General features: G+C 69.9%; 25 protein-coding genes and 1 pseudogene. 13 read left to right on the top strand and 13 right to left on the bottom strand.

Annotated elements, in window-relative coordinates; translation table 11 throughout:
* A pseudogene (locus ABT186_RS24320) lies at positions 1-411 on the bottom strand (hypothetical protein); the annotation flags it as partial.
* A 266-nt stretch (positions 412-677) separates the two neighbouring features.
* On the opposite strand from ABT186_RS24320, the gene radA reads away from it, so the two are divergent.
* Together radA and disA are read left to right on the top strand one after the other, a co-directional pair.
* A complete protein-coding gene (gene radA / locus ABT186_RS24315) occupies positions 678-2,087 on the top strand; it encodes a DNA repair protein RadA (protein ID WP_351926806.1) in 1,410 nt (469 codons plus the stop codon).
* 82 nt (positions 2,088-2,169) lie between these two features.
* Entirely contained in the window at positions 2,170-3,294 is a 1,125-nt protein-coding gene (gene disA / locus ABT186_RS24310; RefSeq protein ID WP_351231312.1) for a DNA integrity scanning diadenylate cyclase DisA, read from the top strand.
* Positions 3,295-3,458: 164 nt separating this feature from the next.
* Here disA and ABT186_RS24305 read toward each other — a convergent pair whose 3' ends face one another.
* Positions 3,459-4,268 carry a hypothetical protein gene (locus ABT186_RS24305; RefSeq protein WP_351926804.1) on the bottom strand — a complete coding sequence of 270 codons (810 nt, stop codon included), beginning with the start codon at positions 4,266-4,268 and terminating at the stop codon, positions 3,459-3,461.
* A gap of 229 nt (positions 4,269-4,497) precedes the next feature.
* On the opposite strand from ABT186_RS24305, the gene ABT186_RS24300 reads away from it, so the two are divergent.
* The 5 genes from ABT186_RS24300 (at position 4,498) to cseC (ending at position 9,114) form a co-directional block, all read left to right on the top strand.
* Positions 4,498-5,463, top strand: coding sequence for an HhH-GPD family protein (locus ABT186_RS24300; protein WP_351231309.1), 966 nt, complete (start codon positions 4,498-4,500; stop codon positions 5,461-5,463).
* A 407-nt stretch (positions 5,464-5,870) separates the two neighbouring features.
* A complete protein-coding gene (locus ABT186_RS24295) occupies positions 5,871-6,410 on the top strand; it encodes a SigE family RNA polymerase sigma factor (RefSeq protein WP_351231307.1) in 540 nt (179 codons plus the stop codon).
* The gene (locus ABT186_RS24290) at positions 6,398-7,054 is read left to right on the top strand and encodes a hypothetical protein (protein ID WP_351231305.1); all 657 of its coding nucleotides are present in this window, start codon (positions 6,398-6,400) and stop codon (positions 7,052-7,054) included. Before ABT186_RS24295 ends, ABT186_RS24290 begins: the two co-directional genes overlap by 13 nt.
* Before the next feature lie 9 nt (positions 7,055-7,063).
* Entirely contained in the window at positions 7,064-7,768 is a 705-nt protein-coding gene (gene cseB, locus ABT186_RS24285) for a two-component system response regulator CseB (RefSeq protein WP_351231303.1), read from the top strand.
* A gap of 8 nt (positions 7,769-7,776) precedes the next feature.
* Positions 7,777-9,114 carry a two-component system sensor histidine kinase CseC gene (gene cseC / locus ABT186_RS24280; protein WP_351231301.1) on the top strand — a complete coding sequence of 446 codons (1,338 nt, stop codon included), beginning with the start codon at positions 7,777-7,779 and terminating at the stop codon, positions 9,112-9,114.
* A 2-nt stretch (positions 9,115-9,116) separates the two neighbouring features.
* Here the strand turns inward: cseC and ABT186_RS24275 are convergent, their stop codons facing one another.
* The 3 genes from ABT186_RS24275 to ABT186_RS24265 all read right to left on the bottom strand — a co-directional run bounded on the left by ABT186_RS24275 (position 9,117) and on the right by ABT186_RS24265 (position 11,912).
* Positions 9,117-9,560: a VOC family protein gene (locus ABT186_RS24275; protein WP_351231300.1), complete on the bottom strand. Its 444-nt coding sequence runs from the start codon at positions 9,558-9,560 to the stop codon at positions 9,117-9,119.
* Between the two features lie 58 nt (positions 9,561-9,618).
* Entirely contained in the window at positions 9,619-10,128 is a 510-nt protein-coding gene (locus ABT186_RS24270; RefSeq protein WP_351231343.1) for a helix-turn-helix transcriptional regulator, read from the bottom strand.
* A 200-nt stretch (positions 10,129-10,328) separates the two neighbouring features.
* Positions 10,329-11,912, bottom strand: a complete 1,584-nt coding sequence (locus tag ABT186_RS24265) for an MDR family MFS transporter (RefSeq protein WP_351926802.1) — start codon at positions 11,910-11,912, stop codon at positions 10,329-10,331.
* Between the two features lie 169 nt (positions 11,913-12,081).
* On the opposite strand from ABT186_RS24265, the gene ABT186_RS24260 reads away from it, so the two are divergent.
* The 5 genes from ABT186_RS24260 (at position 12,082) to ABT186_RS24240 (ending at position 14,656) form a co-directional block, all read left to right on the top strand.
* A complete protein-coding gene (locus ABT186_RS24260; protein WP_351231296.1) occupies positions 12,082-12,681 on the top strand; it encodes a TetR/AcrR family transcriptional regulator in 600 nt (199 codons plus the stop codon).
* A 190-nt stretch (positions 12,682-12,871) separates the two neighbouring features.
* Positions 12,872-13,069: a hypothetical protein gene (locus tag ABT186_RS24255; protein ID WP_351231294.1), complete on the top strand. Its 198-nt coding sequence runs from the start codon at positions 12,872-12,874 to the stop codon at positions 13,067-13,069.
* A 56-nt stretch (positions 13,070-13,125) separates the two neighbouring features.
* A complete protein-coding gene (locus tag ABT186_RS24250) occupies positions 13,126-13,461 on the top strand; it encodes a hypothetical protein (RefSeq protein WP_351926800.1) in 336 nt (111 codons plus the stop codon).
* Between the two features lie 103 nt (positions 13,462-13,564).
* Positions 13,565-13,984, top strand: a complete 420-nt coding sequence (locus tag ABT186_RS24245; RefSeq protein ID WP_351231292.1) for a hypothetical protein — start codon at positions 13,565-13,567, stop codon at positions 13,982-13,984.
* 120 nt (positions 13,985-14,104) lie between these two features.
* On the top strand, positions 14,105-14,656 hold the full coding sequence (locus ABT186_RS24240) for a hypothetical protein (protein ID WP_351926799.1): 552 nt from the start codon (positions 14,105-14,107) through the stop codon (positions 14,654-14,656).
* A gap of 115 nt (positions 14,657-14,771) precedes the next feature.
* On the opposite strand, the gene ABT186_RS24235 is transcribed toward ABT186_RS24240, so the two are convergent.
* A complete protein-coding gene (locus ABT186_RS24235) occupies positions 14,772-17,297 on the bottom strand; it encodes an ATP-dependent Clp protease ATP-binding subunit (RefSeq protein WP_351233331.1) in 2,526 nt (841 codons plus the stop codon).
* A gap of 430 nt (positions 17,298-17,727) precedes the next feature.
* Between ABT186_RS24235 and ABT186_RS24230 the strand changes: the two genes are divergently transcribed.
* Positions 17,728-18,357, top strand: coding sequence for an SCO3374 family protein (locus ABT186_RS24230; protein WP_351926797.1), 630 nt, complete (start codon positions 17,728-17,730; stop codon positions 18,355-18,357).
* Here the strand turns inward: ABT186_RS24230 and ABT186_RS24225 are convergent.
* The 7 genes from ABT186_RS24225 to nadC all read right to left on the bottom strand — a co-directional run bounded on the left by ABT186_RS24225 (position 18,336) and on the right by nadC (position 23,122).
* Entirely contained in the window at positions 18,336-18,674 is a 339-nt protein-coding gene (locus ABT186_RS24225) for a histone-like nucleoid-structuring protein Lsr2 (protein WP_351233335.1), read from the bottom strand. The genes ABT186_RS24230 and ABT186_RS24225 overlap by 22 nt on opposite strands.
* 273 nt (positions 18,675-18,947) lie before the next feature.
* Entirely contained in the window at positions 18,948-19,481 is a 534-nt protein-coding gene (locus ABT186_RS24220; RefSeq protein WP_351233337.1) for an amino-acid N-acetyltransferase, read from the bottom strand.
* Positions 19,482-19,490: 9 nt separating this feature from the next.
* Positions 19,491-20,006, bottom strand: coding sequence for a BlaI/MecI/CopY family transcriptional regulator (locus ABT186_RS24215; protein WP_502973306.1), 516 nt, complete (start codon positions 20,004-20,006; stop codon positions 19,491-19,493).
* A 180-nt stretch (positions 20,007-20,186) separates the two neighbouring features.
* Entirely contained in the window at positions 20,187-20,366 is a 180-nt protein-coding gene (locus ABT186_RS24210) for a hypothetical protein (RefSeq protein WP_351233341.1), read from the bottom strand.
* 86 nt (positions 20,367-20,452) lie between these two features.
* Positions 20,453-21,073: a serine/threonine-protein kinase gene (locus ABT186_RS24205; RefSeq protein ID WP_351233365.1), complete on the bottom strand. Its 621-nt coding sequence runs from the start codon at positions 21,071-21,073 to the stop codon at positions 20,453-20,455.
* Positions 21,074-21,326: 253 nt separating this feature from the next.
* Positions 21,327-22,124 carry a type III pantothenate kinase gene (locus ABT186_RS24200; RefSeq protein ID WP_351233342.1) on the bottom strand — a complete coding sequence of 266 codons (798 nt, stop codon included), beginning with the start codon at positions 22,122-22,124 and terminating at the stop codon, positions 21,327-21,329.
* 8 nt (positions 22,125-22,132) lie between these two features.
* Positions 22,133-23,122, bottom strand: coding sequence for a carboxylating nicotinate-nucleotide diphosphorylase (nadC, locus tag ABT186_RS24195; protein ID WP_351926795.1), 990 nt, complete (start codon positions 23,120-23,122; stop codon positions 22,133-22,135).
* Positions 23,123-23,124: the final 2 nt, after the last annotated feature.

The following is a 23,124-nucleotide window of genomic DNA, read 5'->3' as shown; positions in this document are numbered from 1 at the left end:
GGCGCGCCGGTCGGCGGCCTCCTCGTGCACGCGGGAGCCGCGGTCGCGCCCGGCGGCATGGCCGGCCTGGTGGCGGCGCCGGGCCTCGGCGAGCCGGCGCAGACAGGACCAGCGGGCGAGGGCGTACAGCCAGGCGCGGCGGTCGTCGGGGGTCTCCGGGCCGCGTGTGCCGCGGCGCTCGGCGAGTGCGAGGGCATCTCCCAGGGCTGCCGTCGCCGTGTCGTGGTCGCACAGCACGGAAAGGCAGTACGTGAAGAGTCCGTCGAGGTAAGGGTCGTAGCGCGCGGGCAGGCGCTGTGCCGAGGTGCGGTTGTGCGCGCCGCGAGGCGCGCTCCCCCGCTTGCGCGTTTCTCTCCGCGCCGGGTGTGCGCCGCTGGCGTCCTTGGAGGTCTCCGGCCTGCTGCTCATCACCCGTGCGACCGTAGGCGCCCACGGGTGGCACCTTCTTCCCCCTTGAGCACTTTTACTCCGTACGGGTGAAACGATCCCTCATAAGGGGACAGGAACGGCGCATTCCGCGGCTCGGGCGGGGTCGCCGCAGGTGGGCGCGGCCGGAGTGCGGGGAAGGCCGCGGTGACGCCAGTGCGCGGGCGCCCGGCGCGTGCCTCACCGGGCGCACTCCCCGGCCGCCGCAGGCGCGTGCCCCGCTGTCAGTGGGCCCCGCTACCGTTTCGTGCATGGCTGCCCGCACGAAGACCACCAGGGACCGCCCGTCCTACCGCTGCACCGAGTGCGGCTGGCAGACGGCCAAGTGGCTCGGCCGCTGCCCCGAGTGCCAGGCCTGGGGGACGATCGAGGAGTACGGCGCGCCCGCGGTCCGTACGACGGCACCGGGGCGGGTCACCAGCTCCGCCCTGCCCATCGGCCAGGTCGACGGGCGGCAGGCCACCGCCCGTTCCACCGGTGTGCCCGAGCTGGACCGCGTCCTCGGCGGCGGGCTCGTGCCGGGCGCGGTCGTGCTGCTCGCCGGCGAACCCGGCGTCGGCAAGTCCACGCTGCTGCTGGACGTCGCGGCCAAGGCGGCGAGCGACGAGCACCGCACGCTCTATGTGACGGGCGAGGAGTCGGCGAGCCAGGTGCGTCTGCGGGCCGACCGCATCCGGGCCATCGACGACCACCTCTACCTTGCGGCGGAGACGGATCTCGCGGCCGTTCTGGGCCACTTGGACGCGGTGAAGCCCTCGCTCCTCATCCTCGACTCCGTGCAGACCGTCGCCTCCCCCGAGATCGACGGCGCGCCCGGCGGCATGGCCCAGGTGCGCGAGGTCGCCGGGGCGCTCATCCGCGCCTCCAAGGAACGCGGCATGGCCACCCTCCTCGTGGGCCATGTCACCAAGGACGGCGCGATCGCGGGCCCGCGCCTGCTCGAACACCTGGTGGACGTCGTCCTGCACTTCGAGGGCGACCGGCACGCGCGCCTGCGACTCGTGCGCGGAGTCAAGAACCGCTACGGCGCGACGGACGAGGTCGGCTGCTTCGAGCTGCACGACGAGGGCATCACGGGCCTGGCGGACCCCAGCGGCCTGTTCCTGACCCGCCGCGACGAGCCGGTCCCCGGCACCTGTCTGACCGTCACCCTGGAGGGCCGCCGCCCCCTGGTGGCGGAGGTCCAGGCGCTGACCGTCGACACACAGATCCCCTCCCCGCGCCGCACGACGTCCGGCCTGGAGACCTCCCGTGTCTCGATGATGCTCGCCGTCCTGGAACAGCGCGGCCGTATCACCGCCCTGGGCAAAAGGGACATCTACTCCGCGACCGTCGGCGGGGTGAAGCTCTCCGAGCCGGCCGCCGACCTGGCGATCGCGCTCGCACTGGCGAGCGCCGCGAGCGACACCCCGCTGCCCAAGAACCTGGTGGCGATCGGCGAGGTGGGCCTGGCGGGCGAGGTCAGACGGGTCACGGGGGTGCAGCGCCGCCTTGCCGAGGCGCACCGTCTGGGCTTCACGCACGCGCTCGTACCGGCCGATCCGGGCAAGATCCCGCCCGGGATGAAGGTGCTGGAAGTGGCGGACATGGGGGACGCCCTGCGGGTCCTTCCGCGCTCCCGTCGCCGAGAGGCCCCACGGGACGAGGAGGACCGCCGGTAGACTTTGCCCTGGTCTCGCCCGTCCGTACGAACCGAGTGTGCGACACGGGAGCGCCTGAAGAACCTGCGACCGGAGGAGTGCAGTGGCAGCCAACGACCGGGCAGCAGCTCCCGGAAAGTCCGGCGGGAGTTCCGGTGCCGATGGCCTGATGCGCGCCTCACTGAGCGCCGTGGCACCCGGAACGGCCCTGCGTGACGGCCTCGAGCGGGTACTCCGCGGCAACACCGGCGGTCTCATCGTGCTCGGCTCCGACAAGACCGTCGAGGCCATGTGCACGGGCGGCTTCGTCCTGGACGTCGAGTTCACGGCCACGCGCCTTCGGGAGCTGTGCAAGCTGGACGGCGGCCTCGTGCTCTCCTCGGACCTGTCGAAGATCCTGAGAGCCGGCGTGCAGTTCGTCCCGGACCCCACGATCCCGACCGAGGAGACGGGCACGCGCCACCGCACCGCGGACCGGGTGAGCAAGCAGGTCGGCTACCCCGTGGTCTCCGTCTCCCAGTCGATGCGTCTGATCGCGCTGTACGTCGACGGCCAGCGGCGCGTCCTGGAGGACTCGGCGGCGATCCTGTCCCGCGCCAACCAGGCCCTGGCCACCCTGGAGCGGTACAAGCTGCGCCTGGACGAGGTCGCGGGAACGTTGTCAGCGCTTGAGATCGAGGACCTGGTGACGGTCCGCGATGTCTCGGCGGTTGCACAGCGACTGGAGATGGTGCGCCGCATCGCCACCGAAATCGCGGAATACGTGGTCGAACTGGGCACGGACGGCCGTCTGCTCGCCCTCCAGCTGGACGAGTTGATCGCGGGAGTGGAGCCCGAGCGGGAGCTGGTGGTGCGTGACTACGTGCCCGAGCCGACCGCGAAGCGCTCCCGTACGGTCGAGGAGGCGCTGTCCGAGCTGGACGCGCTGAGCCACGCCGAGCTCCTGGAATTGGCCACGGTGGCCCGCGCCTTGGGCTACACCGGCTCCCCCGAGGCCCTGGACTCCGCGGTGTCCCCGCGCGGTTTCCGTCTGCTGGCGAAGGTCCCGCGGCTGCCCGGCGCCATCATCGACCGCCTGGTGGAACACTTCGGCGGCCTGCAGAAGCTGCTCGCGGCAAGCGTGGACGACCTCCAGACGGTGGACGGCGTCGGCGAGGCCCGGGCCCGCAGCGTGCGCGAGGGGCTGTCGCGGCTGGCGGAGTCGTCGATCCTCGAGCGGTACGTCTAGCCGACGGCTGAGCCGGGTGCCGGGGCAGTCACTCGTGGTTGGGCGCCCGGTGCGGTGTGACCGCACCTGGGGGCTGCGCCCCCGGACCCCCATCGGCCTGAACGGCCTCGTCCTCGATCGCCGGACAGGCTGAGATTGCCTGGACTCGGCCGAATTGGGCTGATCTAGTCCTTCGACAGCACGAACGACGTCTGGACCTTCGCGAAGCCGGGCGCCTTCGCCTCCACCAGGTACGTGCCGGCCGACGCGGAACCCGCCGGGGGCGTCGCGCAGTTCGGGGCGCTCGGCTTGCGGTCCCACTTCACCGTGTAGGTGACGTGGTCGTTCGCGGGCACGCGGAACAGCACGCTTCCCGAACCGCTCGGGCAGTCGGCCGAGGACCAGACCTTGTCGTCACTGCCGGTCTGAGTGATCGTCAACACGGCGCTCTTCGGCCCGAGATCGACCTTGCAGTCGCTGCCGGACGAATTCTTGGCGATCAGCTCGAACGTGGGGGTGTCGCCGGGGGCATAGGTGTTGTGGACGCTCTGCAACGTCAACTGCACCGCACTCGCCGTGCAGTTGGGCAGGGAGGACCCGGCACCGGCCGGAAGCTGATTACCGGAGGAGCCGCCGCTGCCGCTGCCGTTGGCCCCGTCGTCCGACCCCCCGGACCCGCTGCCCGACCCACCGGAGCCATCCGACCCCGACGAGGACCCGGGCGACCCCGAACCGGTCCCGCCGCTCGACTCGTCGCGCCCGCCCGGGTGTTGGCTGATCGCCGGACCGGTGCCGGACGGACCCGGCGTGATCGACGACGTGGGACGGTTCCCGTTCGAGCCGTCCGCCTTGTTCTTCCCGCCACTGCTGCCGGAGGAGGTGACCACCCACACTATGAGCAGCGCCAGCACGGCGACCATGGACAGCAGTACGGCCCTCCGTCGCCAGTAGATGGAGGAGGGAAGCGGCCCGACCGGATTGCGCAGAGATCCCACGGCGCAAACTGTACGAGAGATCGAGGCCACGCCTTGCCCCACCCGCCGCCCTGGCCCCAACTTTTCCGGATCATCATCCCGCGCGGGGCCCGCCCACAGGGCCGGCCTGGGCCGCATACGGCGCTCCGCGCCCGGGGGACGGACCATCCCGGCGGAAAGGCCCGCGCACCCGACACCGCGAGCCGGTCCCCCACCCCGGCGCCCCTCGCATGGCAGGATCGAAGACGTCATGACTGCACCCACCACCCCCACTCCCGCCCCCGCCCAGACCGACGCCACCGCCGGCCTGACCCCCACCGATGCCCCCACCGGCCAGGCCCCCGGCAGGGCGTTGCACGGCCCGGTCATCGACTGGTTCGACGAGCACGCCCGCGATCTGCCCTGGCGGCGCCCGGAGGCCGGAGCCTGGGGCGTGATGGTCAGTGAGTTCATGCTGCAGCAGACGCCGGTCAGCCGCGTCCTGCCCGTCTACGAACAGTGGCTCGCCCGCTGGCCGCGCCCCGCCGACCTGGCCAAGGAACCCCCCGGCGAGGCCGTCCGCGCCTGGGGCCGCCTCGGCTACCCGCGCCGCGCCCTGCGCCTGCACGGCGCCGCCGTCGCCATAACGGAACGGCACGGCGGCGACGTACCCACCGATCACGCCCAGCTGCTCGCCCTGCCCGGCATCGGCGAGTACACGGCCGCGGCCGTGGCGTCCTTCGCGTACGGCCAGCGGCACGCGGTCCTCGACACCAACGTGCGCCGCGTCCTGGCGCGTGCGGTCACCGGTGTGCAGTACCCGCCCAACGCGACCACCGCCGCCGAGCGCAAGCTCGCCCGCACGCTGCTTCCCGAGGACGAGCGCACCGCGTCCCGCTGGGCCGCCGCCTCCATGGAGCTGGGCGCGCTGGTCTGCACGGCGAAGAACGAGACCTGCCACCGCTGCCCGATCGCCTCGCAGTGCGCCTGGCGGCTGGCCGGGAAACCGGAGCACGACGGCCCGGCGCGCCGCGGCCAGGCGTACGCGGGGACCGACCGCCAGGTGCGCGGCCGGCTCCTGGCGGTGCTGCGGGAGGCCGTGAACCCGGTTCCGCAGTCCGTTCTCGACCGTGTGTGGGACGAGCCGGTGCAGCGCGCCCGCGCCCTGGACGGCCTGGTCTCCGACGGCTTGGTGGAACCCCTCCCGGGCGGCCTCTACCGCCTCCCGCTCACCTGACGCCACCCCCGTCCGAGCGTCACGACGGACCGCCCGAGCGCCCCATCACCGATGGCGCCCGGGCGGTCCGCGCACAGCCGTCGCTCAGCTGTTTCACAGCCGACAGCTCGCCCTGTCACAGTCAGCCCATCCCATCCGCAGAGTAAATCACCCTATAACCACCCCAACTCCCGCCCCCCTTTACCCCGTTCCTACGGCCGTTACACAACCGACGGACAGCCGAGCGCTCTCCGCAGGCTGCCTCGGACAGGTCCGTGACAACCCCTCCGTAGGTTCATATGCGTGCCGCGGAAGGCCGCGGCACACGAGCTCGCTCGCACGAGCTCACCAAGGTTTTTTGAAACCGGCACCCGGCTGTGGGACCGCAGTCGGAGGACAGGTCGGAAACGGGGATGGAGGCGGTTGCAATGGCGCACGGCGAGGTGCTCGAGTTCGAAGAGTACGTACGCACCCGGCAGGACGCGCTGCTGCGCAGCGCCCGCCGGCTGGTCCCGGACCCGACCGATGCCCAGGACCTGCTGCAGACGGCGCTGGTGCGCACGTACGGCCGCTGGGAGGGCATCGCGGACAAGCGTCTGGCCGACGCCTACCTGCGCCGCGTGATGATCAACACGCGCACCGAGTGGTGGCGGGCCCGCAAGCTGGAGGAGGTCCCCACCGAGCAGCTCCCGGACGCGTCCGTCGACGACTCCACCGAGCAGCACGCCGACCGCGCTCTGCTGATGGATGTCCTGAAGGTGCTCGCTCCGAAACAGCGCAGTGTTGTTGTGCTGCGACACTGGGAGCAGATGTCCACGGAGGAGACGGCCGCCGCCCTCGGCATGTCGGCCGGAACGGTCAAGAGCACGCTGCACCGGGCGCTCGCCCGGCTCCGCGAGGAGCTGGAGGCCCGCGACCTGGACGCACGCGCGCTCGAGCGTGAGGAGCGGGAGCGTTGCGCGGCCTAGGCACGGGGGCCATACGGCCCAGCGGAGCTCTCAAGGCGGCGGTGGCGGCGGTGGCCGCGATCGCCGCCGTCGGCCTTTTCCTGTCCGCCTGCGCCACCGGCGGCACGGGCGCGCGGGACGAGGGTCCGGCGGGCGGCAACTCGTTGGTCGCGGGTGCCGCCTCGCCCTCCGTCTCACCGACCACCGGGGAGCCCTCACGGCTGGACGTGGTGAAACTGGTGAAGGGCGATCCCCGGGTCGCCAAGGTGGTCAAGGACGACCTGAAGCCGTGCGTGGCCGACGAGTACCCGGTCGACGTGTCCTACGGCAATCTGACCGGCGGCAGCGCGAACGACATCGTGGTCAACGTGATGACCTGCCATGATGCCGTCGGTGTGGGGTCGTACGTGTACCAGTTGAAGGACCACCGGTACCAGAATGTGTTCAAGACCGAGGAGCCGCCGGTCTACGCGGAGATAGACCGCGGTGATCTGGTGGTGACGCAACAGATGTACGAGAAGGGCGACCCGGTGTCGTACCCCTCCAGCGAGGAAGTGATCACCTTCAGCTGGTCGGCGAACCACTTCACCGAGCTGTCCCGGACGCGCAACGTATACAGCAACGCGGTGGGCAACAACGGCACGGCCGCCCCGACCAAAAACTGAGAGCAGCGGATGGCAGACCAGACCCACGTCCTGTTCGTCGAGGACGACGACGTCATTCGCGAGGCCACCCAGCTCGCGCTGGAGCGGGACGGCTTCGCGGTCACCGCCATGCCCGACGGACTCTCGGGCCTGGAGGCGTTCCGCGCCGACCGCCCGGACATCGCCCTGCTGGACGTGATGGTCCCCGGCCTGGACGGCGTCAGCCTGTGCCGCCGCATCCGCGACGAGTCGACCGTGCCGGTGATCATGCTGTCCGCGCGCGCCGACTCGATCGACGTCGTGCTCGGCCTGGAGGCGGGTGCCGACGACTATGTGACCAAGCCGTTCGACGGCGCCGTGCTGGTCGCGCGCATCCGCGCGGTGCTGCGCCGCTTCGGCCACGCGAGCGGCGCCGACCGGGCCGCCGAGAACACCTCGTCCGAGGACGGCGGAGTGCTCACCTTCGGCGATCTCGAGGTCGACACCGAGGGCATGGAAGTACGCAAGTCCGGGCAGCCGGTGGGGCTGACACCGACCGAGATGCGGCTGCTGCTGGAGTTCTCGTCGGCGCCGGGCACGGTGCTGTCCCGCGACAAGCTGCTGGAGCGCGTGTGGGACTACGGCTGGGGCGGTGACACCCGCGTCGTGGACGTCCATGTGCAGCGGCTGCGCACGAAGATCGGCCAGGACCGGATCGAGACGGTCCGCGGCTTCGGCTACAAGTTGAAGGCCTGAGCAGGAGTATGCGGGGGATCCTCGGACGCCTGGTCCCGGACGACGCCATACGGACGGGTCTCAGATGGAAGCTCAGCGCGGCGATCGCCCTGGTAGGCGCCATGGTCGCGATCGCGCTGAGCCTCGTGGTGCACAACGCGGCACAGGTGTCGATGCTCAACAGCTCGCGCGACCTCGCCGACGAGCGCATCCAGGTGGCCCAGCGGATGTACGAGTCCGGGCGCACCCAGACCTTCGGGGTCAAGGTCGACGACCCCACCATCCCCCGGGAACTGCTGGAGAAGGTCGCCGAGGGCCGGCGCGCCACGTATGTGTCCGAGGGCGCGCACGGCATGCCGGACATCTGGGCGGCCCTGCCGCTCAAGGACGGCCGGGTGCTGTCCCTGCACACCCATTTCACGGACCGCACGGAAGTGCTGAAGGACCTCGACCAGGCGCTGATCATCGGCTCGATCGCGGTCGTCCTGGGCGGCTCGGCGCTCGGCGTGCTGATCGGCGGGCAGCTGTCGCGGCGTCTGCGCAAGGCGGCGGCAGCGGCGAACCGGGTCGCCAAGGGCGAGACCGACGTCCGTGTCCGGGAGGCGATCGGCGGCGTCGTACGCGACGAGACCGACGACCTGGCACGCGCGGTCGACGCGATGGCGGACGCACTGCAGCAGCGCCTGGAGGCGGAGCGGCGGGTGACGGCGGACATCGCGCACGAACTGCGCACCCCGGTCACGGGCCTGCTCACGGCGGCGGAACTCCTTCCGCCGGGCCGCCCCACCGAACTGGTGCTGGACCGGGCGAAGGCCATGCGCACGCTGGTGGAGGATGTCCTGGAGGTCGCCCGGCTGGACGGCGCCTCCGAGCGGGCCGAACTGCAGGACATCATGCTCGGCGAGTTCGTCACCCGGCGGGTGGCGGCGAAGGACGCCGACATCGAGGTCCGGGTGATCCACGAGTCGTGGGTCACCACGGACCCTCGCCGTCTGGAGCGCGTGCTGTTCAATCTGCTGGCGAACGCGGCACGGCACGGCAAGCCGCCGATCGAGGTGTCCGTCGAGGGCCGGGTGATCCGGGTGCGCGACCACGGCCCCGGCTTCCCGGAGGAACTGCTCTCGGACGGCCCGCAGCGCTTCCGCACGGGCCGCTCCGACCGCTCGGGCGCCGGTCACGGCCTGGGCCTGACCATCGCGGCGGGCCAGGCCCGGGTGCTGGGCGCACGGCTCACATTCCGCAACATCAGGCCGGCCGGGGTGCCGGAGCACATCCCGGCCGAGGGTGCGGTCGCGGTGCTGTGGCTGCCGGAGCACGCGCCGACGAGCACGGGGAGTTTCCCGATGATGCCGCTGTCGGGAGGCTGACGTCAGGCCCAGTCCTTGTCGAGGTCCAGGCCGCCCTCCCGCCGCTGGGTGAAGGAGAACCAGTTGCCGGAGTCGTCTCGGAGGAGCGCCTCGATGCCGTACGGGCGCTCCTGCGGCTCCTGGAGGAACTCCACGCCGCGGTCCTTGAGCTTCTTGTAGTCCCCGTGGATGTCGTCGGTGGCCAGCACGCCGGCACCGAGGGCACCCTTGGCCACGAGCTTCTTCATCATCTCGGCGGACTCGGGGTCCATGGCGGGCGGCCCGGGCACCATGAGCGTCAGCTCGACGTCGGGCTGGTCCGGGGCGCCGACGGTGAGCCAGCGCATACCGCCTTCCCCCATGGTCATGTCCGTACGGACCTCGAGGCCGAGCTTCTGCGTGTAGAACTCCTTGGCCCGGTCCTGGTCGAGGACCCAGACGGTCGTGATGGCGAGCCCCTTGATCATGGCGTTCTCCCAGGTGTGCGGGGTGTTGCTTGCGCTGCCACGGTAGGCACCGGCGACGTCACCGCGCTTCTCCGGAATTGCTCTGTGGATTGCTCCGTGGACTGCTCTCTGGATCGCTCTGTGGATTGCTCCGTGGACTGCTCTCTGGATCGCTCTGTGGATTGCTCTCCGGCTCCCGCTCGGCGCCGGGCCGGAACCCGCCCGCCCAGAGCATCGCGTAGCAACCGGGGATGAGGGCGACCCCGCGGCCCACGTGCTTGGTGCGGTAATCGCTGGGGGTGAGCCCGGTCCAGGCCTTGAAGCGCGCCGAGAACGTGCCGACGCTGCTGAACCCCACGAGATGGCAGATCTCGGTCACGGAGAGGTTGGCGGTCCGGAGGAGGTCTTCGGCCCGCTCGATACGGCGATGCGTCAGGTACTGGCCCGGGGTCTCGCCGTACGCCGCCTTGAAGGCCCGGATGAAGTGATACCGCGAATACCCCGCGTGCGCGGCCACGACGCCGAGATCGAGCTCCGGGTCGGCCCAGTCCCGATCCATGGCGTCCTTGGCCAGCCGGAGCTGCCGCATCTTGTCCACGCCGTCGATGGTGACACGCGGGACCGACAACGCCCCGCGGCCCTGGCAGGGGCACGTCCGCGGCACCCGCACGCCGTCGCGGGGACCGGGACCCCCGCTCCTCAAACGCCGGAGAGGCTGAATTTCGTCGTACACAGGCAAAGGCCCCCGGGGCGGACAACGCCGGGGGCCTTCGGACCGAGGATCGCGCGTCAGACGGCCTCTGCAACCGCCGGCTGCGCATCCGCGGCGTCCCCAGCCGCGTCCCCGGCCTGCTTCTGCGGCCCCGCTCCCCGCAGCGGAACCTCCTTGACGAACACGGCTGCCGCCAGCGCCGCCACGGCCACCACGGCACCCAGCAGGAACGCGGAGTGCGTACCCGCCGACACCGCGTACTGGTACGCCTCCCGTGCCGCAGCCGGCAGCTTCTCCAGGCTCTTCGCGTCCAGCTGCGCGGACTTCTCCGTGATCTTCGAGCCGAGCGAACCCGCCCGCTCGGCCATCACGTGCTGCACCCGGTTGTTGAACAGCGCGCCCATGATCGCGACACCGAAGGAGGAGCCGAGCGTCCGGGCGAGGGTCGTGGTCGACGAGGCGACACCCATGTCCTTCATCTCGACGCTGTTCTGGGCCACCAGCATGGTGATCTGCATCAGGCAGCCCATCCCGGCACCCAGCACGGCCATGTACACACCCGAGGTGAACCGGCTCGTCCCGGTGTCCATCTGGGACAGCAGGAACAGGCCCACGATCATCAGCGCACTGCCGGCCACCGGGAAGACCTTGTACTTACCGCTGTTGGTGGTGACCCGCCCCGCGATCATCGAGACGACGAGCATCGCACCGAGCATCGGCAGAAGCAGCAGCCCGGAGTTGGTCGCGGACGCACCCTGCACCGACTGCTGGTACAGCGGCAGGAACAGCGTCGCACCGAACATCACGAACCCGGTGATGAACCCGATCCCCGACATCAGCGAGAAGTTGCGGCTGCGGAAGATGTGCAGCGGCACGATCGGCTCCACGGCCTTGGTCTGCCAGAACACGAACCCGACGAGCGCGGCGACGCCGATCCCGATCAGCTCCATGATCCGCGCGGAGGTCCAGGAGTACTGGGTGCCGCCCCAGGTGGTGACCAGCACGATCGAGGTGATGCCGACGGTGAGCAGCCCGGCCCCGAGGTAGTCGATACGGCTCTGGGCCCGCTTCTTCGGCAGGTGCAGTACGGCGCTGATGGCGGCCAGGGCGACCACGCCGAGCGGCAGGTTGATGTAGAACGCCCAGCGCCAGCCCCAGTGGTCGGTGATGGTGCCGCCGACCAGCGGTCCGCCGATCATCGCGAGCGCCATGACGCCGGCCATCATGCCCTGGTACTTGCCGCGCTCCCGCGGCGGGATCAGATCGCCGATGATGGCCATCACCCCGACCATGAGGCCACCGGCGCCAAGGCCCTGAATGGCCCGGAAGCCGATGAGCTGGCCCATGTTCTGTGCCATGCCGCTGAGCGCCGACCCGATCAGGAAGATCACGATCGAGCTCATGAAGGCGCCCTTGCGCCCGTACATGTCGCCGAGCTTGCCCCACAAGGGGGTGGAGGCGGCGGTCGCGAGTGTGTACGCGGTCACCACCCACGACAGGTGTTCGAGCCCGCCGAGCTCACCCACGATCGTCGGCATCGCCGTGCCCACGATCATGTTGTCGAGCATCGCGAGCATCATCGTGATCATGAGCGCAAGCAGGACGACCCGTACGCTCCGTGGTTGTTTCTCACTTCCGGCTGGTGCCGTGTTGTCCGCCATGCTCCCCACTCCCCTAGGTACTGCGGGCCGAGCGGCCACTTACTTGCCGCCCGGCTAGTTCACTACACTGAGGGAAGGTAGCCCCGTAACTAGCCGGGCGTCAAGTAAGTTTTGAGGGCTTGCCACTCGGCCGGCATGTAGGTTTTCCGGGAGCGCGAGGAGTACGAGGATGGGCGGCACCACCATGGACGGCACCAAGCGGCAGCGACGCGGGGACACCCGCCAGCGCATCCAGGACGTGGCCCTCGAACTCTTCGCAGAACAGGGCTACGAGAAGACCTCGCTGCGTGAGATCGCCGAGCGCCTGGAGGTCACGAAGGCGGCGCTCTACTACCACTTCAAGACCAAGGAAGAGATCCTGGTCAGCATCTTCGAGGACCTGTCGCGTCCGATCGACGAGCTGATCCAGTGGGGCAAGTCACAGCCGCACAGTCTGGAGACCAAGCAGGAGGTGCTGCGCCGCTACAGCGACGCGCTGTCCGGCGCGGCCCCGCTCTTCCGTTTCATGCAGGAGAACCAGGCCACGGTCCGGGAGCTGAGCATCGGCAACCAGTTCAAGGACCGGATGCTGGAGATGCGCGACATCATCAGGGATCCGGACGCGTCACTGACCGACCAGGTCCGCTGCATCAGCGCGCTGTTCACCATGCACGCGGGGATGTTCGTCCTCCAGGAGGTCGAAGCCGACCCCGAGGACAAGCGCAAGGCGGTCCTGGAGGTCGCGATCGACCTGGTCACACAGGCGCACTCGGGTGCACAGGCGACGTAAGGACACCTCAGACGCGCACACCCTCGGCCCGCAGGAAGGCGACGGGGTCGACGGCGGCCCGAAGTGCCGGGTCGTACGCATCTCGACGTGCAGATGAGGGCCAACCGAACGTCTCGACGCCTACGAGCGATCGCTCCTGGACGCCGTACGCACCAAACCGGACCTCGGCCGCCTCGCCACCAACCCCCTGATGTGCGGGCTGATCTGCGCGCTGCACACGGACCGGCGCGGGTATCTTCCGCACGCAAGGCAGGAGTTGTACGAGGCAGCCCTCTCGATGCTGCTGACGCGCCGCGACGACGAGCGTGACATGTTCGTCCAGGGGGACGGCATCCGCCTCACGGAACTCCCCCGGATCCAGCTGCTGCAGCGGCCGCGTACTGGCTGATCCGCAACAACCAGTCCGAGACGGACCGCGAGCGCGCGGAGCGGATCGTCGACGACGTGCTGCCGTCGTTGCCGTCGGCGGCGTCCCAGGGCGACGGCGGACAGATCCTGGGCCATCTCCTCGTCCGCAGCGGCCTGCTGCGCGAACCCGTCTCCGGGACCATCGAGTTCGTCCACCGCACCTTCGAGGACTACCTGGGGGCGAAGGCGGCGGTCGAGGACGGCGACTTCGGTCTGCTGGTGCGGGGCGCCGTCGACGAGCAGTGGGCGGATGTGATCCGGATGGCGGTGGCCCACGCCCGGCCGCGCGAACGGGCCGGACTGCTGAGCGATCTGAGTGAGTCGGCCGACAACGCAGAGGGAGTGAGTCGGCCGACAACGCAGAGGGAGTGAGTCGGCCGACAACGCCGAGGGAGCCACCGCGACCCGCATCCGGCTCCTCACGCTCGCCTCACTGGAACACGCGACGGAGCTCGACCCCCGAATCCGCGCCCGGGTGGAGTCGCGTGCCGCCTCGCTCATCCCGCCGCGCACGACGGCGGAGGCCCGCGCCCTCGCCGAGGCCGGGCCCCTCGTCCTGGAGCTGCTGCCCGGCCCGGAGGGGCTGACGGACGCCGAGGCCAGGGCGGTCGTCGTCGCCGCCTCCCTGATCGGCACGGATGCCGCGATCCCGGTGCCGGCCCGCTTCCGCTCGCATTCCGCGCTACCCGTTCGGGCCCAGCTGACCTGGACCTGGCATCGCTGCCGGAGGACCTGTACCTCACGGCCCATTCACCGACGGCACTCCGCGCGCTGCGGGAGCCGGGCGGACGGCCGCGGCTCCAGCTCGTCGGCGACCTCGGCTCTGCCGACATCCGTGCCGCGCTGGTCCCCGACCAGCTGGAGGAGCTCGTCGTACGCGACAACCGTGCCCTGAGCGAGCGATCTGCGATTCCTCTCGGATCAGGGACAACTCACCATTCTCGATATCAGCGGATTCACCCCGGGCCTGGACGATCTCATTCCGCTCGCCGGACTGCCGGTCAGGTGGCTGTCGGTGGACAGCTTGCCCGGTCTGGAAAGGCCCGGCGCCCTGGATTCTCTCGCTGCCTCCAGGACCCTGGACTCCCTCGACATCGGCATCCAGCTGCACGGCGAGTCCCTGGACACGGCTCTTCCCCGGCTGCCCTTGGAATACCTCCGATTCACCAGAAACGCGCTCCGGTTCACCGGGCTGCGCGGCCTACGGCGCATGGCCACGGTAAAGAAGCTGAGCCTTGCCTCACTCCCCCGAAAGCTCACCCCGGAGGACTTCGAGGAGATCGCCGCCATGCCGGCGCTGGAGGAATTGCGCCTCAACTGGAATGCCACCGGATGGGAGGCGGGCCCGGTTCTGCCCCCACATCACCCGGCTGCGTCTGAACAAGTTCGCGGGGAACGAGTGAACAAGTTCACGGGGAACGAGGACATCTCGAAACTCTGCACGCTCTTTCCCGAGGTGCGCAGCGTCTCCGTTCTCCTCGCCCCGGAGGTCCTCGACGTTCCGGACCGCGTCCTCGGCCTTCTGCCGGGTCAGCCCGTCGTCGAGAGGAACGAGAGCGTGCTGTGACGGCATCCGTCACAGCAAAGACGGCACCCTCACAGAAAAAGAGGCACAGGTCGGAGAAAAAGGGGCTGCCCCGGGACCGAAGTCCCGGGGCAGCCCCTTGGCGAAACCCGGAGGGTTACGCCTCCTTGCTCAGGTTGGGCCCGGCTCCACCGGCCGCCTGCTCGATCGGCGGAACGTCCGGCAGCGCCGACTTCTCCTCACCGCGGAAGGTGAAGGTCTGGGTCTCGCCCTCGCCCTCCGTGTCGACGACGACGATATGGCCCGGACGCAGCTCGCCGAAGAGGATCTTCTCGGAGAGCGTGTCCTCGATCTCGCGCTGGATCGTGCGGCGCAGCGGCCGGGCGCCCAGGACGGGGTCGTAGCCCTTCTTCGCCAGCAGCTCCTTGGCGGACTGGGCGAGCTCGATGCCCATGTCCCGGTCCTTGAGCCGCTCGTCGACCTTGCTGATCATCAGGTCGACGATCGCCAGGATGTCGGTCTGGGTCAGCTGCGGGAAGACCACCACGTCGTCGACGCGGTTGAGGAACTCGGGGCGGAAGTGCTGCTTGAGCTCGTCCGACACCTTGTTCTTCATGCGCTCGTAGTTGGTCTTCGTGTCGCCCGCGGCGGCGAAGCCCAGGTTGAAGCCCTTGGAGATGTCCCGGGTGCCGAGGTTGGTCGTCATGATGATGACCGTGTTCTTGAAGTCCACGACCCGGCCCTGGGAGTCGGTCAGACGACCGTCCTCCAGGATCTGCAGCAGCGAGTTGAAGATGTCCGGGTGGGCCTTCTCGACCTCGTCGAAGAGGACCACCGAGAACGGCTTGCGCCGCACCTTCTCCGTCAGCTGGCCGCCCTCTTCGTAGCCCACGTATCCGGGGGGCGAACCGAAGAGACGCGACACCGTGTGCTTCTCGCTGAACTCCGACATGTCGAGGGAGATCAGCGCGTCCTCGTCGCCGAACAGGAACTCGGCGAGCGCCTTGGACAGCTCGGTCTTACCGACGCCGGACGGGCCGGCGAAGATGAACGAACCACCGGGACGCTTCGGGTCCTTCAGGCCCGCACGCGTACGACGGATCGCCTTCGACAGCGCCTTGACGGCGTCCACCTGGCCGATGACCCGCTTGTGGAGCTCGTCCTCCATGCGGAGCAGCCGGCTGGACTCCTCCTCGGTGAGCTTGAAGACCGGGATGCCCGTGGCGGTGGCCAGGACCTCGGCGATCAGCTCGCCGTCGACCTCGGCGACGACGTCCATGTCGCCGGCCTTCCACTCCTTCTCCCGCTTGGCCTTCGCGGCGAGCAGCTGCTTCTCCTTGTCACGGAGAGAAGCCGCCTTCTCGAAGTCCTGGGAGTCGATCGCGGACTCCTTGTCCCGGCGGACGGCCGCGATCTTCTCGTCGAACTCGCGGAGGTCCGGCGGCGCCGTCATCCGGCGGATGCGCATCCGGGATCCGGCCTCGTCGATCAGGTCGATCGCCTTGTCCGGCAGGAAGCGGTCCGAGATGTAGCGGTCGGCCAGGGTGGCGGCCTGGACCAGGGCCTCGTCCGTGATGGAGACGCGGTGGTGCGCCTCGTAACGGTCGCGCAGCCCCTTGAGGATCTCGATGGTGTGCGGCAGGGACGGCTCCGCGACCTGGATGGGCTGGAAGCGGCGCTCCAGGGCCGCGTCCTTCTCCAGGTGCTTGCGGTACTCGTCGAGCGTGGTCGCACCGATGGTCTGCAGCTCACCGCGGGCCAGCATCGGCTTCAGGATCGAGGCGGCGTCGATGGCGCCCTCGGCGGCACCCGCACCGACCAGCGTGTGCAGCTCGTCGATGAACAGGATGATGTCGCCGCGGGTACGGATCTCCTTGAGCACCTTCTTCAGGCGCTCCTCGAAGTCACCGCGGTAGCGGGAACCGGCGACCAGCGCGCCCAGGTCGAGGGTGTAGAGGTGCTTGTCCTTGAGGGTCTCGGGCACCTCGCCCTTGACGATGGCCTGCGCCAGGCCCTCGACGACCGCCGTCTTTCCGACGCCGGGCTCGCCGATGAGGACCGGGTTGTTCTTGGTCCGGCGGGACAGCACCTGCATGACCCGCTCGATCTCCTTCTCGCGCCCGATGACCGGGTCGAGCTTGGACTCACGAGCGGCCTGGGTGAGATTCCGGCCGAACTGGTCCAGGACGAGGGAGGTCGAGGGCGTGCCCTCGGCCGGGCCGCCGGCCGTGGCGGCCTCCTTGCCCTGGTAGCCCGACAGCAGCTGGATGACCTGCTGGCGGACACGGTTGAGGTCTGCGCCCAGCTTGACCAGGACCTGGGCGGCGACGCCCTCGCCCTCTCGGATCAGGCCGAGCAGGATGTGCTCCGTGCCGATGTAGTTGTGGCCCAGCTGAAGAGCCTCGCGGAGCGACAGCTCCAGGACCTTCTTGGCACGGGGGGTGAAGGGGATGTGGCCCGAGGGCGCCTGCTGGCCCTGGCCGATGATCTCCTCCACCTGCTGGCGGACCGCCTCGAGCGAAATCCCGAGGCTCTCCAGGGCCTTAGCGGCGACACCCTCACCCTCATGGATCAGGCCCAGGAGGATGTGCTCGGTGCCGATGTAGTTGTGGTTGAGCATCCGGGCTTCTTCCTGAGCCAGGACGACAACCCGCCGCGCGCGGTCGGTGAACCTCTCGAACATCGTTAATCGCTCCTCAGAGCGGTCAGGCAGTAAGGGGACGCTCCCCTCCCTGTCCTTCCGCAGCTTAGTCCCGCAAGCGGGGACCGCTCATTCCAACTGCCGACACCGTCCTTGGCCTCCTGACCCCGAACGCCGACATCTGCTCCAACCCGATGGTGCGAGACGATGTTCCCGCAGGCCAGGCAGATACCCCACTCGCCAGTACGCCGATGGCGAACGTGAGACGGCCCGTCCTGCGTGTCGCCCCCTCCCACTAGGGATGTCTTACCCGTACGCACCGACACTCCATGCCGTGCGCACCGGTTCCCTCCGCTACGGGCGAACATCCTTGCGCGGCCGAACACCCCCGCGCGCCCCTTTTTTCGACACTCTGCGCAAGCAGCTCGCCACCCAGCGTAACCCAGATGCGATTCCGCCTGTTGCTCTTGGCATGGCTCACACAGTGCCCACAGTGCCCCTCTCCGGGCGCCCGCGCGACCCGAGCGCCGCGATGCGCCACTGGTACGAGCGGGAACTGGGGTGGGCGACCATGCCCGGAGAGCCGTTGCGGCTGGTCACGGGCCTGCGCTTCGACGTTCTGGAGGTCCCCGCGGAAGCGGGGTTCGCGGCGCTGCGGCATCTGGGACCGGGGTCCCCGGTGGCGCTGCACGGGGGGCGGATGCGCCTGCTGGTGGCCGCGGGCAGTGCGGACGAGCTGCCGGGACTGCTCGACTGGCTGGAGTGGGGCGCTCTGGCCCTGGACCTCACGGCGACCGGCGCGGGCGGGCACATGGAGGCGCCGCGGCCGCCGGGGTGGAATCCGGCCGGGAGGCCGTCCGGACGGTCCGGCAGCCCGGGGGCCTGGCCGCTTCCCCTGTGCCGGACCGGTTCACAGGGGGCCGCCGTCTGGCTGCGGCCCCCCGAGCCGAGATGCGAGATCGAACTGCTGCTGCCGACGCTGTCGGCCTTGGGGGGCGGTGGGGGCGCCCCCGATCTGGTACGGCTGGTCGACACGATGGCAACGCAGTGCCACCGGGTCCGGCTGAGGCGTGCGTGTGCTCAGGCGTTGGCCTTCTCGTAAGCCTCGCGGATGGTCGCCGGAACACGGCCACGGTCATTGACCTCGAAACCGTTCTCCTTGGCCCAGGCGCGGATCTGCGCGGTGTCCTGGCCGCCACCGGAAGCAGCGGCGCGGGCCTTGCCGCGTCCGCCGGCCGCACGGCCTCCGGTACGACGACCGCCCTTCACATAGGGGTCGAGAAGGCCACGGAGCTTGTCCGCGTTCGCGGTCGTGAGATCGATCTCGTACGTCTTGCCGTCCAGCGCGAACGTCACGGTCTCGTCCGCCTCGCCGCCGTCGAGGTCGTCGACAAGAAGGACCTGAACCTTCTGTGCCACCGGATTTCCTTTCATCGATAACTTCAGGGCCGAGGGTCTGCGGCCTCTGCCGCTTGTTTCGCGTCCCCTGTTATATGCAGTACTGCAGTACGTCGGAAAGCAAACCGCTTTTGCTGGAAAAACACAAACCCCCCGGGAGAGACCGACGTGCGGCCACGCGACCGGAAACATACGCGTTTCGGACATAGGGAACGTGGGCAAGGGGCGTCGGGCTGAAGGAGGGCCGAATAGTCCGCCGCGATCCCCGGGCGATCCCTTGGCGATCCCTGACGATCACAGATGCAGAAGCATCCGGCTGTTGCCCAAGGTGTTCGGTTTCACTCGTTCGAGACCGAGGAACTCCGCGACTCCCTCGTCATAGGAACGCAACAGCTCCGCGTAGACATCCCTGTCCACGGGCGTCTCGCCGATCTCGACGAAGCCGTGCTTCCCGAAGAAGTCCACTTCGAAGGTCAGACAGAAAACACGGCGAACGCCGAGCCAACGGGCGGTCTGCAGCAACTTCCCCAGCAACTGGTGACCGACACCGAGACCCTTCGCCTCGGGCATGACCGCGAGAGTGCGTACTTCCGCCAGGTCTTCCCACATGACGTGCAGGGCACCGCAGCCCACGACCTCGCCGTTGTCGTCGCGTTCCGCCACCCAGAACTCCTGGATGTCCTCGTAAAGCGTGACCGTGGCTTTGTCGAGCAGGATGCCGCGCCGGACGTAGGAGTCGAGGAGGCGGCGCACCGCCGGGACATCGCTCGTCCTGGCCCGTCGGACAGTGATGGCTTTTGCGGCGGCTTCGGGGCTCTCTGCTGGCATGGGCGGACGTTATCGCCCGGTGCGGTCCTCGGCCGAGGTGGGGTTCTTCCCGCCGCGCATCTCGGCGGGGTTCTCCCCCCGGTTCCCACCGGGCTTCCCCTCGGCGTTCCCGCCGGAACGCTCGGGGGGTGCGGCGGATTCGGGGGATTCGGCTTCCGGAACGGCGGCCGTTTCGGCGCTTCCCGTGTCCTGGGCGCTCTCGGGGCCTTGCACGATGCGTACGGCATCACGCAGTGCCTGTCGCTGTTCGTCGCTCATCATGCCGAAGAAGGCGACGAGTGCGGCGGCCGGGTTGTCACTCTGTGACCATGCGTCGTTCATCAGTGCGGCCGCGTAGGCGGCACGAGTGGAGACCGCCTCATATCGATAGGCCCGGCCTTCCGCCTCGCGGCGGACCCAGCCCTTCTGATGGAGATTGTCCAAAACGGTCATCACCGTGGTGTACGCGATGGACCGTTCCTGCTGAAGGTCTTCCAGGACTTCTCGAACGGTCACCGGGCGGTTCCACTTCCACACCCGCGTCATGACCGCGTCTTCGAGTTCTCCCAGTGGGCGAGGCACGCTCAAAACAATAGTGGGAGAAGTCGCCAATGGCCCGTCGAACGTGCACTTAAGTCGCGAACGGCGACAAAAAGGGCGTACGACTCGAAATGTCAACGAGTCGCACGCCGGGGTGGCGCCGAGGAGTGCGGTCGGGCCCTCGGATCAGACCTCGGCGTCCCGGGAGGCCTGACGGGCGCTCTCCGCGCGTGCGAGGGCGGCGTCGACGGCCGCGTCCTCCTTGGCCTTGTTGGCGCCGCCCTGGGTCTTCACGATCACCCTGATGAGCCCGATGAAGAACACGGCCATGACGACCGGGGGTACGAGCGCGGAGACGTAGTCCATGCGTCCAGAGTAGCCAGGGCCTGTCCGATGGATCCCGGTCGGGTCGGGGTTACCGGATTGGGGCAGGTACGGCGGGCGGGGCGCCCTCAGCCGACGGCGAGCTGCCGCTGCGCGTGCGGAGGCCCGGGCTTCCGCTTCGGCGGGAAGACCTCGCCCGGGGTGGGGATGGGACGGGACGGGCGCGGGGCCTGCGGCTCGGGGCGGGGAGCGGGCTTCTCGGGTTTCCCGGCCGGCTTGTCGGGTTTGCGGGCCGGCTCCCCGGCCGGCTCCTCGGCGCTCGCACGCCCGCCCGGAAGCGCCGTGAGGCGGGCCCGGCAGGCGGGGATCGCGGCCCTGCGAGGGGTGAGACGGGCCCGTACGTCGCGTTCGGCGAGGGCGCGGCAGCGGTCGAGGAGCGCAGCGGCGGCCGGGGTGCCGCGCAGGGCGCGCAGAGCGGCAAGGTCGTCCGGGTCCGGGCGGTGGCCTGCACGCAGGGCGTCCTCCAGGAGGGCCAGATAGCCCGTGGAGGCGCCGGGGAGGGCGGCGCGGTAGCGGGCGAGGTCGGCCAGCAGGAAGGCCCTCAGACGGGCGCCCTCGCGCACCGCCTCCTCGACGGACTGGGCGAGCCGGAGGCAGTTCTGGACGTCCTCGGCGGAGGCGGTACGGGGCTGAAGGGCGAGGGCGAGGGCACGGCGGAGCACACGCAGCTCCTCCGCGCCGAACGCCAGGCCGCCGCGGGATCCGTGTGGCGTGGGCATGCGGGGACGCTACCGCTAATCGGACAAAACCGGCCTATCGCTGTGCCGTGTCGCTTTGGGGTTCCCCCGGGTGGGGGTGAGCCTGCGCCCCTTCGCCAGGGGCGGTTTCTGATCGACGGCGAGTGCAGGTCGTGTGTGGTTGCTCGCGCCCACGCGGCGGAGCCGCACGATGTCACAGCCCCGCGCCCCTATCGGGGCCTGCGCCCCTCAGGGGCGCCGCCCCTCACATACGTGACACGTTCCGTTCGTATACGAGCCGTAGGCCGATCAAGGTCAGCCATGGTTCGTGTTCGTCGATCACCGAGGACTCGCCCAGGACCATGGGGGCCAGGCCGCCCGTCGCGATGACCGTGACGTCGTCCGGGTCGTCCGCCAGTTCGCGGGCCATGCGGCTCACCACGCCGTCGACCTGGCCCGCGAACCCGTACACGATGCCCGCCTGCATCGCCTCGACCGTGTTCTTGCCGATCACCGCGCGCGGTCGGGCGAGTTCGATCTTGCGGAGCTGGGCGCCGCGGACGCCGAGAGCCTCGACCGAGATCTCGATTCCGGGAGCGATGACGCCGCCGGTGTACTCCCCGCGCGCGGAGACGGCGTCGAACGTCGTCGCCGTGCCGAAGTCCACGACGATCGCCGGGCCGCCGTAGAGCTCGACCGCCGCCACCGCGTTGATGATGCGGTCGGCGCCGACCTCCTTCGGGTTGTCCATCAGGATCGGGACGCCCGTCTTGATGCCGGGTTCGACCAGGACCGCGGGGACGTCGCCGTAGTAGCGGCGGGTCACCTCGCGCAGCTCGTGCAGGACGGACGGGACCGTGGAGCAGATCGCGATGCCGTCGATGCCGTCGCCCAGTTCCTCGCCGAGGAGGGGGTGCATGCCCATCAGGCCCTGGAGGAGCACCGCCAGTTCGTCGGCCGTGCGGCGCGCGTCCGTGGAGATACGCCAGTGTTCGACGATCTCCTCGCCGTCGAACAGGCCCAGCACCGTGTGCGTGTTGCCTACGTCGATGGTCAGCAGCATGGCCCTACCTACTCCGCCGCTCGCAGGTCCAGGCCGATGTCCAGGATCGGGGAGGAGTGCGTGAGCGCCCCGACCGCCAGGAAGTCGACGCCCGTGTCCGCGTACGCCTTCGCGTTCTCAAGGGTCAGCCGGCCCGACGCCTCCAGGAGGGCGCGGCCGGCGACGATCGCCACCGCTTCCTCGCACTCGCCCGGCGTGAAGTTGTCCAGCAGGATCAGGTCCGCGCCCGCGTCCACGACCTCGCGCAGCTGGTGCAGGGTGTCGACCTCGACCTCGATCGGCACGTCCGGGAACATCTCACGGACCGCCTTGAAGGCCCCCGACACGCCTCCTGCCGCCACGACGTGGTTGTCCTTCACCAGTGCCGCGTCCGACAGGGACATGCGGTGGTTGACGCCGCCGCCGCAGCGGACCGCGAACTTCTCCAGGGCGCGCAGACCCGGCGTCGTCTTACGGGTGTCCCGTACGCGCGCCTTGGTGCCCTCCAGGGCGTCCGCCCACGCGCGCGTGGCCGTCGCGATGCCCGACAGGCGGCACAGGATGTTCAGCGCGCTGCGCTCGGCGGTGAGCAGGTCGCGCGTGCGGGTGGTCACGGTCAGGAGCTTCTGGCCGGCCTCCACCCGGTCGCCGTCGTCCACGTGGCGCTCGACCTCGAACTCGTCGGTGCAGACCACCGAGATGACCGCCTCGGCGACCCTGAGGCCCGCCACCACGCCCGCCTCGCGCGCGGTGAAGTCGCCCGTCGCGACCGCCTCCTCGGGAATCGTCGCGACCGTCGTCACGTCCACGCCGTGGTCCAGGTCCTCCTGGATGGCGACGTTGGCGATGTCCTCGACCTCCACCGGGTCGAGTCCGGCGTCGGCCAGGAGCTGGGCGAGCGCGGGGTCGAGCCCGCACTCCATGTACTCGTCGAACTCGTCGGCGGCGCCGTCGGCTCCGCAGGCACAGCCGTCGCCGCAGCCGCCGCTCGGGACGAGGGGAAGGTCGGGGGTGGTCACTT

Source organism: Streptomyces sp. NPDC001634 (genome assembly GCF_040298185.1).
Lineage (GTDB): Bacteria > Actinomycetota > Actinomycetes > Streptomycetales > Streptomycetaceae > Streptomyces.
This window is presented reverse-complemented; position numbering and strand designations above follow the sequence as displayed.

Excerpts from the sequence above, each read along its gene's own strand:
- radA (WP_351926806.1), top strand. The coding sequence starts at position 678 with ATGGCTGCCCGCACGAAGACCACCAGGGACCGCCCGTCCTACCGCTGC.
- ABT186_RS24300 (WP_351231309.1), top strand. The coding sequence starts at position 4,498 with ATGACTGCACCCACCACCCCCACTCCCGCCCCCGCCCAGACCGACGCC.
- ABT186_RS24295 (WP_351231307.1), top strand. The coding sequence starts at position 5,871 with ATGGCGCACGGCGAGGTGCTCGAGTTCGAAGAGTACGTACGCACCCGG.
- cseB (WP_351231303.1), top strand. The coding sequence starts at position 7,064 with ATGGCAGACCAGACCCACGTCCTGTTCGTCGAGGACGACGACGTCATT.
- cseC (WP_351231301.1), top strand. The coding sequence starts at position 7,777 with ATGCGGGGGATCCTCGGACGCCTGGTCCCGGACGACGCCATACGGACG.
- ABT186_RS24275 (WP_351231300.1), bottom strand. The coding sequence starts at position 9,560 with ATGATCAAGGGGCTCGCCATCACGACCGTCTGGGTCCTCGACCAGGAC.
- ABT186_RS24270 (WP_351231343.1), bottom strand. The coding sequence starts at position 10,128 with ATGCGGCAGCTCCGGCTGGCCAAGGACGCCATGGATCGGGACTGGGCC.
- ABT186_RS24265 (WP_351926802.1), bottom strand. The coding sequence starts at position 11,912 with ATGGCGGACAACACGGCACCAGCCGGAAGTGAGAAACAACCACGGAGC.
- ABT186_RS24260 (WP_351231296.1), top strand. The coding sequence starts at position 12,082 with ATGGGCGGCACCACCATGGACGGCACCAAGCGGCAGCGACGCGGGGAC.
- ABT186_RS24255 (WP_351231294.1), top strand. The coding sequence starts at position 12,872 with ATGTGCGGGCTGATCTGCGCGCTGCACACGGACCGGCGCGGGTATCTT.
- ABT186_RS24235 (WP_351233331.1), bottom strand. The coding sequence starts at position 17,297 with ATGTTCGAGAGGTTCACCGACCGCGCGCGGCGGGTTGTCGTCCTGGCT.
- ABT186_RS24230 (WP_351926797.1), top strand. The coding sequence starts at position 17,728 with ATGGCTCACACAGTGCCCACAGTGCCCCTCTCCGGGCGCCCGCGCGAC.
- ABT186_RS24220 (WP_351233337.1), bottom strand. The coding sequence starts at position 19,481 with ATGCCAGCAGAGAGCCCCGAAGCCGCCGCAAAAGCCATCACTGTCCGA.
- ABT186_RS24215 (WP_502973306.1), bottom strand. The coding sequence starts at position 20,006 with ATGACGCGGGTGTGGAAGTGGAACCGCCCGGTGACCGTTCGAGAAGTC.
- ABT186_RS24210 (WP_351233341.1), bottom strand. The coding sequence starts at position 20,366 with ATGGACTACGTCTCCGCGCTCGTACCCCCGGTCGTCATGGCCGTGTTC.
- ABT186_RS24200 (WP_351233342.1), bottom strand. The coding sequence starts at position 22,124 with ATGCTGCTGACCATCGACGTAGGCAACACGCACACGGTGCTGGGCCTG.